13 protein-coding genes are annotated in these 13,381 nt (G+C 63.2%); 6 read left to right on the top strand and 7 right to left on the bottom strand.

Going from position 1 to position 13,381, the window contains the following annotated elements; genetic code table 11:
• The first annotated feature begins 50 nt into the window (after window positions 1-50).
• The 3 genes from BMI88_RS12715 (at window position 51) to BMI88_RS12705 (ending at window position 2,978) form a co-directional block, all read left to right on the top strand.
• Window positions 51-986, top strand: coding sequence for a sugar-binding transcriptional regulator (locus tag BMI88_RS12715; protein WP_078521221.1), 936 nt, complete (start codon window positions 51-53; stop codon window positions 984-986).
• 22 nt (window positions 987-1,008) lie between these two features.
• A complete protein-coding gene (locus BMI88_RS12710) occupies window positions 1,009-1,776 on the top strand; it encodes a DeoR/GlpR family DNA-binding transcription regulator (RefSeq protein ID WP_078521219.1) in 768 nt (255 codons plus the stop codon).
• A gap of 212 nt (window positions 1,777-1,988) precedes the next feature.
• A complete protein-coding gene (locus BMI88_RS12705) occupies window positions 1,989-2,978 on the top strand; it encodes a LysR family transcriptional regulator (protein ID WP_078549242.1) in 990 nt (329 codons plus the stop codon).
• A 56-nt stretch (window positions 2,979-3,034) separates the two neighbouring features.
• Here BMI88_RS12705 and BMI88_RS12700 read toward each other — a convergent pair whose 3' ends face one another.
• From BMI88_RS12700 to BMI88_RS12675, 6 genes are all read right to left on the bottom strand, one after another.
• Window positions 3,035-4,291, bottom strand: coding sequence for a TRAP transporter large permease (locus tag BMI88_RS12700; protein ID WP_075777519.1), 1,257 nt, complete (start codon window positions 4,289-4,291; stop codon window positions 3,035-3,037).
• A gap of 11 nt (window positions 4,292-4,302) precedes the next feature.
• Entirely contained in the window at window positions 4,303-4,827 is a 525-nt protein-coding gene (locus BMI88_RS12695) for a TRAP transporter small permease subunit (protein WP_246831879.1), read from the bottom strand.
• Between the two features lie 50 nt (window positions 4,828-4,877).
• Window positions 4,878-5,852 (bottom strand): TRAP transporter substrate-binding protein, encoded by a 975-nt coding sequence (locus tag BMI88_RS12690; RefSeq protein WP_078549238.1) that lies wholly within the window; start codon window positions 5,850-5,852, stop codon window positions 4,878-4,880.
• 144 nt (window positions 5,853-5,996) lie between these two features.
• A complete protein-coding gene (locus BMI88_RS12685; RefSeq protein WP_078549236.1) occupies window positions 5,997-6,752 on the bottom strand; it encodes a glucose 1-dehydrogenase in 756 nt (251 codons plus the stop codon).
• 33 nt (window positions 6,753-6,785) lie between these two features.
• Complete coding sequence (locus BMI88_RS12680) at window positions 6,786-7,814, bottom strand: transketolase family protein (RefSeq protein ID WP_078549234.1); 1,029 nt, start codon at window positions 7,812-7,814, stop codon at window positions 6,786-6,788.
• A complete protein-coding gene (locus BMI88_RS12675) occupies window positions 7,811-8,662 on the bottom strand; it encodes a transketolase (protein WP_078549232.1) in 852 nt (283 codons plus the stop codon). Before BMI88_RS12675 ends, BMI88_RS12680 begins: the two co-directional genes overlap by 4 nt.
• A gap of 227 nt (window positions 8,663-8,889) precedes the next feature.
• On the opposite strand from BMI88_RS12675, the gene BMI88_RS12670 reads away from it, so the two are divergent.
• A complete protein-coding gene (locus tag BMI88_RS12670; protein WP_078549230.1) occupies window positions 8,890-9,708 on the top strand; it encodes a TIM barrel protein in 819 nt (272 codons plus the stop codon).
• Window position 9,709: 1 nt separating this feature from the next.
• Window positions 9,710-11,452 carry a dihydroxyacetone kinase subunit DhaL gene (gene dhaL, locus BMI88_RS12665; protein ID WP_078549228.1) on the top strand — a complete coding sequence of 581 codons (1,743 nt, stop codon included), beginning with the start codon at window positions 9,710-9,712 and terminating at the stop codon, window positions 11,450-11,452.
• Window positions 11,453-12,149: 697 nt separating this feature from the next.
• Here the strand turns inward: dhaL and BMI88_RS12660 are convergent.
• Window positions 12,150-12,563: an Rrf2 family transcriptional regulator gene (locus BMI88_RS12660; RefSeq protein ID WP_078549226.1), complete on the bottom strand. Its 414-nt coding sequence runs from the start codon at window positions 12,561-12,563 to the stop codon at window positions 12,150-12,152.
• Window positions 12,564-12,859: 296 nt separating this feature from the next.
• Here BMI88_RS12660 and BMI88_RS12655 point away from each other — a divergent pair, with 296 nt between their 5' ends.
• Complete coding sequence (locus BMI88_RS12655) at window positions 12,860-13,366, top strand: SCP2 sterol-binding domain-containing protein (protein WP_078549224.1); 507 nt, start codon at window positions 12,860-12,862, stop codon at window positions 13,364-13,366.
• Window positions 13,367-13,381 lie beyond the last annotated feature (15 nt).

The raw sequence follows: 13,381 nt of genomic DNA, 5'->3' as shown, positions 1-13,381 counted from the left end.
TATCAATAACGCCGCGCAACGATCTTGCGCGGCCCGAGCCGAAGGACAGCATGAACGACACCGATGAAACACTCGCCATCCGCGCAGCGTGGATGCACTACGTGGGCGGGCTCACGCAGGCCAAGGTCGCCAAGCGGCTCGGTCTGCCGTCGGTCAAGGCCCACCGGCTGATCGCCAAGGCGGTGGCCGACGGTAGGGTGAAAGTGTCGATCGAGGGCGATATCGTCGAATGCGTCGAGCTGGAGACGCGGCTGTTCGAGACCTACGACCTCAAGCTCTGCGAAGTCGCGCCGGATATCGGCGAAGAGGGCTTGCCGCTGCGCGCATTGGCACTGGCGGGCGCGGCCTATCTCAAGCGTCAGTTTGAAGCGGGCGAACATTCGATCATCGGGCTGGGACATGGTCGGACTTTGGCCGAGGTGACCCGGCAACTGCCGCGCACCGATGCCAAGGGGCTGCATTTCGTCTCGCTGCTGGGCGGGCTGACTCGCAATTTCGCGGCCAACCCGCATGACGTGATGCATCGCATCGCGGAGAAGACCGGCGCGCGCGCCTATGTGATGCCGGTGCCGTTCTTCGCCAATACGGTCGAGGACCGCGAGGTGCTGCTGTCGCAGCGCGGCGTCGATGAGGTTTTCCGCATGGCGCAGTCCGCGACGCTCAAGATCGTGGGTATCGGTACTGCCACGGCGGATGCGCAGTTGGTCTCGTCGGGGATGATCGAACCGGGAGAGATCGAGGCGATTGCAGCGGCGGGCGCCCAGGGCGAGATGCTTGGCGATTTCTTCGATGCCTCCGGGAATGTTGTAGAAACCACGCTTTCGGCCCGAACGCTCGCAGTGGGCTACGATCCCGAGCGCGAAGAGGATATCGTCGCCATCGCGGGCGGGCCGGACAAGGTCGAAGCGATCCGGGCGGTTCTGCGGTCTGGCAGGGTGGCCGGGCTGATCACCGACGAGCGGACCGCGCGCGCGCTACTGAGCTGACGGCACGCAAAGGACGACCCTGATGAAACGAGACGACCGGAGGCAGAGCATCCTCGACGCACTGGTGCGCGACGGGGCGGTGCAGCTCGACGAGTTGGCCGAACGGTTCGGTGTCTCGAAGATGACGATCCACCGCGATCTCGACGATCTCGAAACGGAAGGGCTGCTGCGGAAGATCCGGGGCGGCGCCACGATCGAGCCCGGCTCGCAATTCGAGAGCGATTTCCGGTTCCGTCAGTTGCAGGGTCATGACCTCAAGGAACGAATGGCCCGCGCCGCGCTCGAATGGGTGGAGCCGGGGATGACCGTTATGGTCAACGATGGCTCGACCGCGTCCGTGTTGGGCAGCCTGCTCCCCGAGAAGCGCCCGCTGACGGTCATCACCAACAATGACGCGGTGATGGAGGCGCTGAAAGCCGAGCCGGGGATGACCGTCATCGCGCTGGGCGGGCGCTATTCGGCGAAATACAACGCTTGGATCGGGCGGGTCACGGAAGGCGCGCTGGCCACGCTGCGCGCCGATCTGGCCTTCATCTCGACGCCGGCGGCGGGGGATGGGCGCGCCTATCACATGGACGACGACATCACGCGTGCGAAACGGGGCATGATGGACGCCGCGGCGCAGTCGGTGCTGCTGATCAACCATCTGCGTTTCGACCGGACGGCGCTGCACGTTCTGGCCGACTTCTCGGAATTCGCGGCGGTCATCACCGATGCCGAACCGTCGGAAGCGGCCCGGGCGCAGATCGAAGCCACGGGGGCCGTGCTCAAAGTCGCGAAAAGCGGGTAGGGCACCGTTTTTTGCGACCTCTGTCACGACGGCGGGTCGGTTGCGCCATCGAGAAAGCGCAGTGAATTGAAGCAGCGCTTCACAGGATTTGCATCTGCTATTAAACATCAAGGAAAGGCTTGCCGCGATGCCGGGCAGCATCCGTGACGGCTTCCGCCACACGATTTGCGCGCAATCGCATCCGGCACGGTCGTATTTCCAAGGCGCAGGACATGCTCAAAGACATCAATCTCAACGCGATGAACCACTTCGAGGCCGTCGCTCGGCTCGGCGGCATATCGAAGGCGGCCGAGGAGCTGGGCGTGTCGCCTTCCGCCGTCAGCCAGCAAATCCGGCAGTTCGAGCAGCAAATGGGTGTGCGTCTATTCAAACGCGAGAAACGGCGGCTGTCGCTGACACTGGATGGCGAGCGGCTGTTCCAAACGACAACGCAGGCATTCCGGATGATGCGCGACGTGCGCTCCGCGATCCAGCGCCAGCGCGAGACGCGCCATTTCATCCTGCGGGTGTCGCCCTCTTTCGCGGTGCGATGGCTGTCTCCGCGGCTCAAGTCGTTTCTCGAGCTTGCGCCGAACTGGGACATGCGGATCGACGCCGCGCCCGACTTCTCCGACTTCGAGACGGAGGTCGTCGATCTGGACCTGCGCTATGGCGAAGGCGGCTGGACTGGCCTGCATGAAGAATCGGTGGTCCATGACCTCGTGCTGCCGATGTGCTCGCCCGGCTATCTGGAAGAGTTGCGCGCGCTGTCCGACGATCCGATCGGGCAGTTGCGACAGGCGCGGCTGATCGACTCCGTGAAGACGCATTACCGGTGGGATTTCTGGCTGGCGCGGCACGGCATCATGGGAGAGCGGATGATCTACCCGATGCGGTTCGACCGCTCGTCGATGGCAATTCAGTTGGCGACTGACGGGGCTGGGGTCGTTCTGGAAAGCACGACGCTTGCGCTGAACGAGCTGGAGCGTGGCGCCCTTGTCCCGCTGTCGACCGCGTTCGAGGCGATCCGTTTCCCTGCCTACTGGCTCGTCTCTCCGGCGCGCCATACCAGCCGTCGGATCGTGCGGATCTTCTCGGACTGGATGCGGGAGGAAGGTGCTGCCCATGATGCGCGCGCCTCGGCGCTGATCACTGGCTTGGGCTGTCGCATCCGCGAGCAGCGCGGGCGACAGCTACCGGGGGAAGAGTACCTGCCCGAATGAGACGCGCGCGCCCTGTTGCCAAGGCGCGCGCAATTGATGCGGATGCTGGATCCGGGTCAGTAGATCGTCAGCGCCGGCACGTAGGAGATCAGCGCCAGCACGAGGATCGCCACGAGGTAGAAGGGCGCGAGCGAGCGCACCACCTCCATCACGCCGACCCGTGCGATCGCGGCTGAGATGAACAACGTCGTCCCTACAGGTGGCGTATAAAGACCGATCGACAGGTTCACGACCATCATCAGGCCAAGCTGCACCGGATCGAGACCGATCGTATGCCCGATCGTCACGAAGAGCGGGCCAAGTAGCAGCACCGCTGCGGGCAGATCGAGGAACGCGCCCACGATCAACATCACCACGTTCAGTGCAAGGATCACCAGCCAGCGCTCCTGAATGGTCGCAGCCACCCATGCGGCGAGCTCTTGCGGCACGCGCTCTGCGGTCAGCAGCCACTGGATCGTGGAGGATGCCATGATGATGAACATGACCGCGCCGGTCATCATCGCCGTGTCGACCACCGCCTCCCACAGGGATTTGGGGTTGAGGTCACGGTAGATCACACCGCTGACCAGAAGGGCATAGGCGACGGCCATCACGCTGACCTCGGTCGGGGTGGCCACGCCGAAACGCAGGGTTCCGATCACGAAGACGGGCATCAGCAGGGCGGGGATCGCGCTGAAGATCTGGCTGCGGAAGGCGGCAAAGCCTCCTTCCAGCGGCGAGCGCGGCAGATTACGGCGGCGCGCCACGATCGCGACGGCAATGAACATGCCCACACCTAGCATCACCCCGGGCAGGATGCCCGCGACGAAGAGGTTGATGATCGAGGTTCCCGACACCAGCCCGTACAGAATGAGTGGGATCGACGGCGGGATCAGCACCGACACGGTCGACGAGGCAGAGTTGATCGCCCCCGAGAAACCGCCCGGATAGCCTTCGGCTTTCTGCACCGGGATAAGCGCGTTGCCCATCGCGGTCGCATCGGCCACGGCAGACCCCGAGACGCCGCCGAACATCACCGATCCAAGGATCGAGACCTGTCCCAGGCCACCCTTGAAATTCCCCACGACGAGACGCGCGATATTCACCAGATAAGTGCCGAACCGCCCCGCCATCATCAGGTTGCCGGCAAGGATGAAGAACGGCACCGCCAGCATCGGAAAGCTTTGGGTGGGCGTGTAGAGACGCTGCACGATGACCGCCAGCGGCTTGTGGTCGAGCCACAGCGCGGCGGCGACGCCACCCAGCATCGCATGTGCCACCGGCACGGCAAGCGCGAGCAGCACGAAGAAGACGAAGATCATGACACCGGCCATTGCGGGTCTCCTCAGCTCAGGCTTGCATGGGCGGGATCGTCATCCATCACGGACTTGCCCCCCAGCAGCAACACGATGTCGAGCGCGGCGATGATGGCCATCGCTCCGAAAGAATAGACCATGCTGGAATAGCCCCAGATCGCCTTGACCCCGAGCGTGGACAGCGTCTGGAAGGTCGAGGCGCGCAGGATCGGCTGGCTGGACCAGAGGACCGAGATCGAGATCACGATGATCGCGGCTTCGACAAACAGCATGAAGGCGCGCCGAACCCGGTCTCCGGCCAACTCCGGCAGCAGGGTGATCGCGATGTTGCGCGAGCGCGCGGTGGCGATGACGATGCCGCCTGCCACGAGCCACGGCAGCAGGATTGCGTGAATTTCATAGGCCCACGGGATGCCCTTACCGGCCCCGTAGCGCAGGATCACGTTTGTCAAAAGCGCCACGAACAGCACCGAGAGCGTGCCCGCAGCGATCAGCTTTCCCGACCATTCCAGCAGGTCGATTACGCCTTGTGCGAGGCGCAGGAAGGGGCGCATACGCCCCCTCCCTTCGCCTGATCCCGCGGCGTCGCTGCGGTCAGAATCGATCATTCCAGCCCCGCAGCCTTTTTGAGTTCGGCAACCGTATCGGGGTAGTCCTTGGCGTATTTGTCATAGACCGATTTGGTCGCCTCGATATAGGCCGCGCGGTCCGCCTCCGCGAACTTGGCGCCGTCTGCCTCCATCTTCGGCATCAGCTCCTTGTCTGCCTTGAGCGACATGTCACGCTCCATCGCGCCCGCTTCCGAGGTCGCCTTGAGTGCGCAATCCTGCGTCGCCTGATCAAGGCCTTCCCACCACGATAGGCTGGCCACGACCGGGGTGCTTTCATACTTGTGCCCGGTCATCGTGATGTAGGGCGTGATCTCCTGCAGCTTGGCCGAGTTGATGTTGGTCAGCGGGTTTTCCTGACCGTCGAACACGCCCGATTGCAGCGCCGAGGGCAGCTCGGACCACGCCAGCGGCGCGGGCGATGCGCCGAGCGCGTCGAAGATGTCGATCGTCATCTGATCCGGCGGGGTGCGGATCTTGAGGCCCTTGAGGTCGGCAGGCTCTTTGACGAACTTGTTGACGGTGGTGATGTTGCGAATGCCGTTATCCCAGAAGCCGAGGATTTTGAGCCCGGCTTTCTGTGCGTCGGCATCAAGCGAGTCGCCCACCGGCCCATCGAGCACTTTCCATGCCGTCGGCAGATCCTTGAACAGGAAGGGCAGGCCCAGCAGACCGATCTGCGGCACGATCTGCGCCATCGGACCCTGGCTGTTGGCCGTGACCTGAATCACGCCTGCCGCGGTCGAGGTCAGCATCTCAGAGTCGTCGCCCATCGTGGCCGAAGCCGCGACGTTCACCGTATCCTTGCCGTCGGTGCACTGGGTGAAGACTTCAGCCCATTTTTCCGCCGCGATATAGCGCGGGTTTCCAGGGTTCGCGCCATGCGCGAAGATCACTTCGTCAGCCTGCGCCGTCGAGGCCCCTGCAAGGGCCGTCGCGCCGAGAAGTGCGATGGTCAACATAGATTTCATTGGTCTCTCTCCCGATTGCTTCAGGCGGTCTCCTCACCGCCCATGCCGGATTGGCTCCGGCTTTATCCGGCCCACCTCACTGCGGGCCGGACATTAGTTGCCTTGCGGTCAGGCACAACCGCGAACAGGCGTTATTCGGTCGGCCTAGTGAATGAGCGAACCGCCATTCACGTCGACTTCGGTGCCGGTGCAGTAGGCCGAAAGGTCAGAGGCAAGGAACAGCGCGCAACCAGCGACATCCTCTGCCGTGCCCGCGCGTCCCATCGGAATTCCGGCGAGGACTTGCGTGCGCATCTCTTCGGTCAGCTTGCCTGCGGTGATGTCGGTGGCGATGAAGCCCGGGCAGAGCGCGTTCACGCGCACGCCGTCGGGGGCAAGCTCGCGCGCCGAGGCCTTGGTCAGCCCTAGCACGCCCGCCTTCGCGGCCGAATAGTGCGGGCCACCGAAGATGCCACCGCCGCGCTGCGCGGAAACCGAGGACAGGTTTACGATCGAACCGGTCTTGCGCTCGCGGAAATGCGGCGTCAGCGCCTGCGTCATGTAGAGCGTGCCACGCAGGCTCACATCGGTCACCGCGTCGTAATTCTCCGGCATGATGTCCATGAGCTTGAGCGGCTGGGTGATGCCCGCGTTGTTCACGAGGATATCCACCGCGCCCCATTTGGCGATCAGCTCGTCCGTGGCGGCCTGACAGGCTGCCTTGTCGACGACGTTGCAGGCAAGCCCGACATGTCCCTCGCCAGGCAGATCGGCGGCAGCTGCAGCGGCCTGATCTGCGTCGAGGTCGAGGATCGCCACGGTCGCGCCATGCTGCGCAAAAAGCGTCGCCGTCGCCTTGCCGAGCCCGCGGGGGCTGGCCGCCCCGGTCACGATGGCAAATTTACCGTCCAGAAGTCCCATTGTGTTCCTTTCTTCGTGTCGTTGGCGCGGCGCTCAAAGCCAGCCGCGGATCTGTTGGGCGACCTTCGCGGTGCTCAGGCCATAGAGGTCGTGAAGCGTGGGCAATGCGCCCGCTTCGAGAAATTCATCGGGCAGCGCGATCTGGCGGAAAGCCGGCGTCACACCTGCGCGCAGGAGCGAGCGGGCAACCGCTTCGCCCAGCCCGCCGACTTCGGAGTGGTTCTCGGCGGTGACGAGAAGTCGGCCCTTGCCGGCCTCGGCGAGGATTGTCTCGGTATCGAGCGGCTTGATCGTCGGGCAGTGCAAAACCGCGACGTCGATCCCGTCCTTGGCCAGCAACTCCGCCGCGTCGAGCGCGCGCATGGTCATGATCCCCGAGGAGACCACCAGAACGTCGCGCCCCTCGCGTATCATTTGCGCCCGGCCCAGCTTGAACTGGTAGTCGGGGCGATAGCGGGTGAGCACCTCCGGCACCTTGCCCCGCAGAAGCCGGGCATAAACCGGCCCGTCATGAGCGATCATCGCAGGCACCATTTGCGCCACGTCGGTCGCGTCACAGGGATCGAGAATGGTCAGGTTGGGCAAACCACGGAAGATCGCGAGATCCTCGGTCGCCTGATGGCTGGGCCCGTAGCCCGTGGTCAGGCCCGGCAGACCGCAGACGATCTTGACCGGCAGGTTCTCCTCCGCGATCGCCATGCAGATGAAGTCATAGGCCCGGCGCGAGGCGAAGACCGAATAGGTCGTCGCGAAAGGAATGAAGCCCTCATGCGCCATCCCGGCAGCGGCCGACATGAGAAGCTGCTCGGCCATACCCATCTGATAGAACCGGTCGGGATAGGCCTGCGCGAAGACATGCAGATCGGTATATTTCGCGAGATCCGCAGTCAGGCCAACGATGCGGGCGTCATCCTTCGCGGCCTCGACCAAGGCATGGCCGAAGGGGGCGGCGACTGTGTCATAGCCTTCCGCCGCCAGCGAAGCGATCATCGCGCTTGTCGCGACCTTCGTCTCGGGCACGCGGCGGGGTTCGTATTTGCGGGCGCGGGCTGCGGCGGTCATGCGGGCACCTCTGCGTCTAGAATATCCAGTGCGCGCGTCCACTCATCGGGCTCGACGCGGACGAAATGGGTGATCTCGCGCTCTTCGAGAAACGGCACGCCCTTGCACATCTTGGTATTGCAGATGATCACGCGGGGCTTTGGCTCGGGGCAGGTGCGGGCAGCGTCAAAGGCCGCGACCAGCGCATCGAGGTCATTGCCGTCGACCTCTTGCGCGTGCCAGCCAAAGGCCTCCCATTTCGGTGCCTCGGCCCCGACGGCGAGTGCGTCACGGGTCGGACCGTCGGCCTGCTGGTTGTTGAAATCCACGATGCAGATCAGGTTGCTCAGCTGATGCTGGGTTGCGGACATCACGGCCTCCCAGGTCGAGCCTTCGCCCAGTTCGCCATCGGACATCAGGTTGTAGACGAACTGATCGCCGCCCTTCGCCTTCAGCCCGAGCGCCATGCCGACCGCGATGCCCAGCCCATGGCCGAGGCTGCCGCCGGTGATCTCCATCCCCGGTGTGTAAGAGGCCATGCCCGACATCGGCATCCGCGAGTCGTCCATCCCGTAGGTGCCGATCTCGTCCTCGGGCAGGATGCCCGCCTCGATTAGCGCGGCATAGAGCGCGATCGCATAATGACCGATCGACAGCAGGAAACGGTCGCGCCCTTCCCATTCGGGATCGTCGGCGCGCAGATTCAATGCGTGGAAATAAGAGGTCGCCAGAACGTCAGCCACACCAAGCGCCTGGCCGACATAGCCCTGTCCCTGGACTTCGCCCATCTGGAGGGCTTTGCGACGGATGCCCCAGGCGCGGCGCGCCAACGAGACGTTCGACCGCAGATTTGCGGTAAGTTTTGGCATGGTTCCTCCCCTGCGGCGATCCTCCATCAGCCGCATCCTGCCCAGAACACTGCCGCGAGGAGCGCTCCAAAAAAAGAAAGGAAACTTAAACTCGTTGTTAGTATTTCTTCACAACTTCCTGGCTGGTTTTGATGTCCGAGCGGTGGTTTCCCCGCTACTCCTGTTGGGGAAGCTCTGCGCGCTACACTGAGGAGGACGTGTGCGGAGCATGACTACGGGAGGACATCATGAAACTGGGTTTGGGCAGTTACGCCTATCGCTGGTCTATTGGGATCAAGGATCAGATCCCCTCTAAGCCGCTGACGGCATTCGACCTTTTGGATCGTGCGGAAGCGCTCGGACTTGAGGTCGTGCAATATGCGGACAACATGCCGCTGGATCGTTACACTGCGGACGATCATCACAAGCTCTACGAGATCGCCCAACAAAAGGGCCTGCAACTCGAGCTTGGGACGCAATGTTTCGATGCTGATGAAGTCGACCGCTATATCGAGATCGGCCAGCGTCTTCACTCAAAGATCGTGCGCGTGGCCCTCGATGCCGAGGACAGCCATATGCCGGTGGCCGAGCTGGCCGAGCAGCTGCGCCCCCGGGTCGATCGTGCGCGTGCCGCAGGCATGAAAATCGCGATCGAGAACCACTTCAACTATCCCAGCCCGCGTATGGTCGAGCTGCTGGAAGCGGTCGGCGACGATCACCTCGGGGTCTGTCTCGACGTGGCGAATTCGATCTGTGCAAACGAGTGGCCCGAAGAGACGATCAGCCTCTTGGCGCCGTGGACGATCAACCTGCACCTGAAGGATTACGAGATCACGCCCGACCCCTATGGCGTCGGCTTCCGCATTCATGGCGTGCCCCTGGGCACGGGCCGCGCGCCGATCGCGTGGACCCTCGACCAGCTGGCGCATTGCCCCGCCGACATGAGCGTGATCCTCGAACATTGGCTGATGCTGGAGAGCGACGGCCTCGAGGCGGCGATTGCCAAGGAACAGCCGTGGATCGAACAGACCACCGCAGCCGCGAAAACTTTTACCAAGGGGCGTTGAGATGACCGACGACATTCGCACCAAGAAACTGATGAACGCGCCCGAGGACATTATCCCCGAGGCGATCGAGGGAATGCTTTCCGCCCATCCCGACCTGCTGACCGTCGAAGGCGCCACGCGCCGCGCGATCGTGGCCAAGGATGGTCCGCGCGACGGCAAGGTCGGGATCATCATCGGTGGCGGTTCGGGGCACGAACCGGCCTTCGCGGGCTATGTCGGGCGCGGCCTGGCGGATGCGGCGGCGGTCGGCAACGTCTTTGCCTCGCCTTCGCCCGAGCACATCATGGATGCCGCGCGCGCGGTCGAGGGGGGTGCGGGCGTGATGTTCCTCTATGGAAATTACACCGGCGACGTGATGAATTTCGACATGGCCGCTGAGGAATGCGAGGGGATGGGTATTCCCGCCCGCTCGGTTCAGGTCACCGATGACGTGGCCTCGGCGCCCAAGGGCCGGGAGAAAGAAAGACGCGGCATCGCCGGGGATTTCTTCGTCTTCAAGATCGCGGGCGCTGCCGCCGAGGCCGGTCGCGATCTCGAAGCCTGCTATGCCGCGGCACAGCACGCCAATGACAATTGCCGCTCGATGGGCGTCGCGCTGAGCGCGTGCTCCTTGCCCCAGACCGGCAAGCTCAATTTCGACCTCGGACCGCGCGAGATGGAAATCGGCATGGGGATCCATGGTGAACCGGGCATGCGTCGCGGTCACTTGGAAAGCGCCGATGCGGTCAGCGACGAGCTGATGCAGGCCATCCTGACCGACATGGAACTGGGCAAGGGGGACGAGGTCGCGGTGCTGGTCAACGGGCTGGGCGCAACCGGGCCGCTGGAGCTTTACATCCTGCACCGCCGGATCGCGCAGATTCTTGGCGAGCGCGACGTGAAAATCCACCACAGCTGGGTCGGAGAATACTGCACCTCTCTGGAAATGGCCGGGGCTTCGGTCACGCTGCTCAAGCTGGACGACGACCTCAAGACGCTGCTCGATATGCCGTGCCGGACCCCTGCACTTACGGTCGCCGGAAACCTCGAGCCGGTGGGCAAGCGCACCCGCCGCACTCATGCCACCGCCTCCAGCACGAGCGGGATCGAGCGGTCTGACCTTGCTATCGACGGCCCCGTCACCCCCGAGCGTTTCCGCCAGATGATGCTGGCGATTGCAGATGCGATCCACGCGAACCGCGACTGGCTGTCGGAGCTCGACGGGGTTATCGGGGATGGCGATCACGGCGTCACGATGGATATCGGCTGGACCGCTGTGCGCAAGGAGCTGAAAGACCCGACGGATGAAACCGTGTCCGAGACCTGCGCGCGCATGGCCAAGGCGTTTCTCGACGCGGTCGGCGCGTCTTCCGGGCCACTTTATGCGACCGCCTTCCGCAAGGCGGGCGAGGCTGTGTCCGATCGGCTCAACCTCGATGCCGGTGCGATGGTCGCGTGGATCGAAGGGATTTGCGCAGGCATCCAGTCGCGCGGTGGCGCACAGGTCGGCGATAAGACGATGATCGACGCATGGGTTCCGGCGGTGGCGAAAGCGCGCGAGACCCTGCAATCGGGCGGTGACGTGATCGCCTGCCTCGACGCGGCTTGCGCCGGTGCAAAAAACGGTCGCGACTACACCGCTGAAATCGAAAGCCGCCGGGGCCGGTCGGCCAAACTGGGGGAACGCTCTGTCGGGCACATGGACCCGGGCGCGGCCTCGGCCCATGTCATGCTGGTCGCGATGACCGAGGCCCTGCGCGATTGATCATGATCGGGGCGCTCTCAAGGGCGCCCCGCCCGTCATCGCGTTCGATGTCCGAAATCCCCGGTTTCGGATAGTCCCGTTTGCGAGGGTCACATCACCACCACTACGATTTCGTGGGCGAGGTTGTCCCAACCGGCGGCGCGGAGCGCGCTTTCCCGTAAAGACCGTCTGTGATCATGGCGAAGCCATCCGCTATGATCGCGGCGTTTTTCGCCTCATTCCAGTCCGCTGCTGCTGCGGCGCTAGGCTACGATTGGGTATCTGGAATGTCAGCCGGAAAACCCGGAAACCGGGGTTGGTTCTGGAAACCAAACTGCAATGCAGTGCTCCGAATTTCGGCTGAATAGTGGAGGCGAGTACCGGAATCGAACCGGTGTACACGGATTTGCAATCCGGGAAGAAAACGTTGCTTTTCAATGGGTAAGTGTTTCAAAAAGTCACGGACAGATCGTGAACCATTCGTGAAAGTTTCAAACGCAAAATTGGCGCCACTGACGCCTTCAGAGCGGAAGAAGACGCGCCCGTGCCGTGTTCGGAGTAGCCGCATCCAGACACTTTCTATTGCGTGTCTTTAGGCAGGACGTGGTCTTTTGCTTAGCTTCGCTTGGTTTTCTAGAACTTAAATGCTCGAGCTGCGCACAGTGGTTACGAAGACGTTGCGCTTCGCCGTCCTCGCCTTAACGACCCTGACGGCCGATTACACGTTAAGTGGCGGATAGACGCATTCCGCAAGCGAACTGCGGTTGCGATCGGCAATGAAGGCGGTCTCGGCAGCGGCCCGGCTGGCCTTGAGACGGCAGTGCGGCGTCAATGTGCAGGCGGCGCTCCCGGACAGGAAACACTCGACCAGAGCCTGGTCTGCCTCGAGATAGGCGACGACGTCGCCCAGAAGGATCTCTTCAGGCCGCCGCGCGAGCACCGCACCGCCGCCGCCGCCGCGTCGCGTTTCCAGATAGACAGCAGCCGACAGTGACGAGAACACCTTTGCCAGATGATTGCGTGAAATACGGAACTCTTCCGCCAGCTCCGCGGTGGTGAACGGTCGATCAGGGGTGCTGGCCATCCCCATGAGGACGCGTAGTCCGAAGTCGGTGAAGGAGGTGAGACGCAAATGCAGCTTCGCGATTTGGTATTTGCAATGCGCATTAAGTGAGTGTAATGCGTAATCCAAATACTAATTACCTAGAGAATCCGCAATCTAGAAAGCCTTGCCATGATTTCCGCTCGCGGAAAATCTCGACGAAAGCAGCAGCCTCGAGAACGCGGGGCTCTTTTCACGGATCGAGGCGGCCATGCACTCGCTGGGACAAGAAACGGCAAGACGATGATCCACTCACTCCTTTCCATCATTTTCGCCCGGCCTTCCCGGCTCGGATCGCCTGCGCGCGCCACTAGAAAGCTCCAGTCATGAGCGCGGGCGACGACACACTCCCGCGCGCTGCCGACCCAGGCACGTCCGTGCTCGCTCGCCTCTCATGCTTGATCGTGCAACCCGTCCTGACCCGCGTGGTCAGGCGCGTCGCCAAACAGCATCCGTCGCTTTTCTCGCGGCTCGGTCCACATCAGGGGACCGATTTCGTAATCGATCCGGTGGAACTGCCCTTTGCCCTGCACCTGCGACCAGATCCGCAAGCGCTGGTGTTCCGGGCCGTCGCGCGCAATGCGGCGCCCGAAGCGGGAGCCACAATTCGGGGGAAGTTCATGCTGCTTCTGGAGTTGGTCGATTCCGAAGAGGATGGAGATGCCGCTTTCTTCTCCCGCGACCTGGAAGTCACGGGCGACACCGAAGCTGTCGTGCGGCTTCGCAATGCACTCGACGATGTCGATGGATCCATCGCCGAGGAAACCGCTGGAATGTTCGGCCCTGCTGGCCGCGCCATTCTGGCAAGGCTACGCCGCGCCTATCCAACGTGAAGAAAGGACCCCTCT

This window comes from Thioclava sp. F36-6 (assembly GCF_002020305.1).
Lineage (GTDB): Bacteria > Pseudomonadota > Alphaproteobacteria > Rhodobacterales > Rhodobacteraceae > Thioclava > Thioclava sediminum.
This window is presented reverse-complemented; position numbering and strand designations above follow the sequence as displayed.

What these genes read in the sequence shown, in the direction of transcription:
- BMI88_RS12715 (WP_078521221.1), top strand. Translation starts at nt 51, where the DNA reads ATGAACGACACCGATGAAACACTCGCCATCCGCGCAGCGTGGATGCAC.
- BMI88_RS12710 (WP_078521219.1), top strand. Translation starts at nt 1,009, where the DNA reads ATGAAACGAGACGACCGGAGGCAGAGCATCCTCGACGCACTGGTGCGC.
- BMI88_RS12705 (WP_078549242.1), top strand. Translation starts at nt 1,989, where the DNA reads ATGCTCAAAGACATCAATCTCAACGCGATGAACCACTTCGAGGCCGTC.
- BMI88_RS12700 (WP_075777519.1), bottom strand. Translation starts at nt 4,291, where the DNA reads ATGGCCGGTGTCATGATCTTCGTCTTCTTCGTGCTGCTCGCGCTTGCC.
- BMI88_RS12695 (WP_246831879.1), bottom strand. Translation starts at nt 4,827, where the DNA reads ATGCGCCCCTTCCTGCGCCTCGCACAAGGCGTAATCGACCTGCTGGAA.
- BMI88_RS12690 (WP_078549238.1), bottom strand. Translation starts at nt 5,852, where the DNA reads ATGAAATCTATGTTGACCATCGCACTTCTCGGCGCGACGGCCCTTGCA.
- BMI88_RS12685 (WP_078549236.1), bottom strand. Translation starts at nt 6,752, where the DNA reads ATGGGACTTCTGGACGGTAAATTTGCCATCGTGACCGGGGCGGCCAGC.
- BMI88_RS12680 (WP_078549234.1), bottom strand. Translation starts at nt 7,814, where the DNA reads ATGACCGCCGCAGCCCGCGCCCGCAAATACGAACCCCGCCGCGTGCCC.
- BMI88_RS12675 (WP_078549232.1), bottom strand. Translation starts at nt 8,662, where the DNA reads ATGCCAAAACTTACCGCAAATCTGCGGTCGAACGTCTCGTTGGCGCGC.
- BMI88_RS12670 (WP_078549230.1), top strand. Translation starts at nt 8,890, where the DNA reads ATGAAACTGGGTTTGGGCAGTTACGCCTATCGCTGGTCTATTGGGATC.
- dhaL (WP_078549228.1), top strand. Translation starts at nt 9,710, where the DNA reads ATGACCGACGACATTCGCACCAAGAAACTGATGAACGCGCCCGAGGAC.
- BMI88_RS12655 (WP_078549224.1), top strand. Translation starts at nt 12,860, where the DNA reads ATGAGCGCGGGCGACGACACACTCCCGCGCGCTGCCGACCCAGGCACG.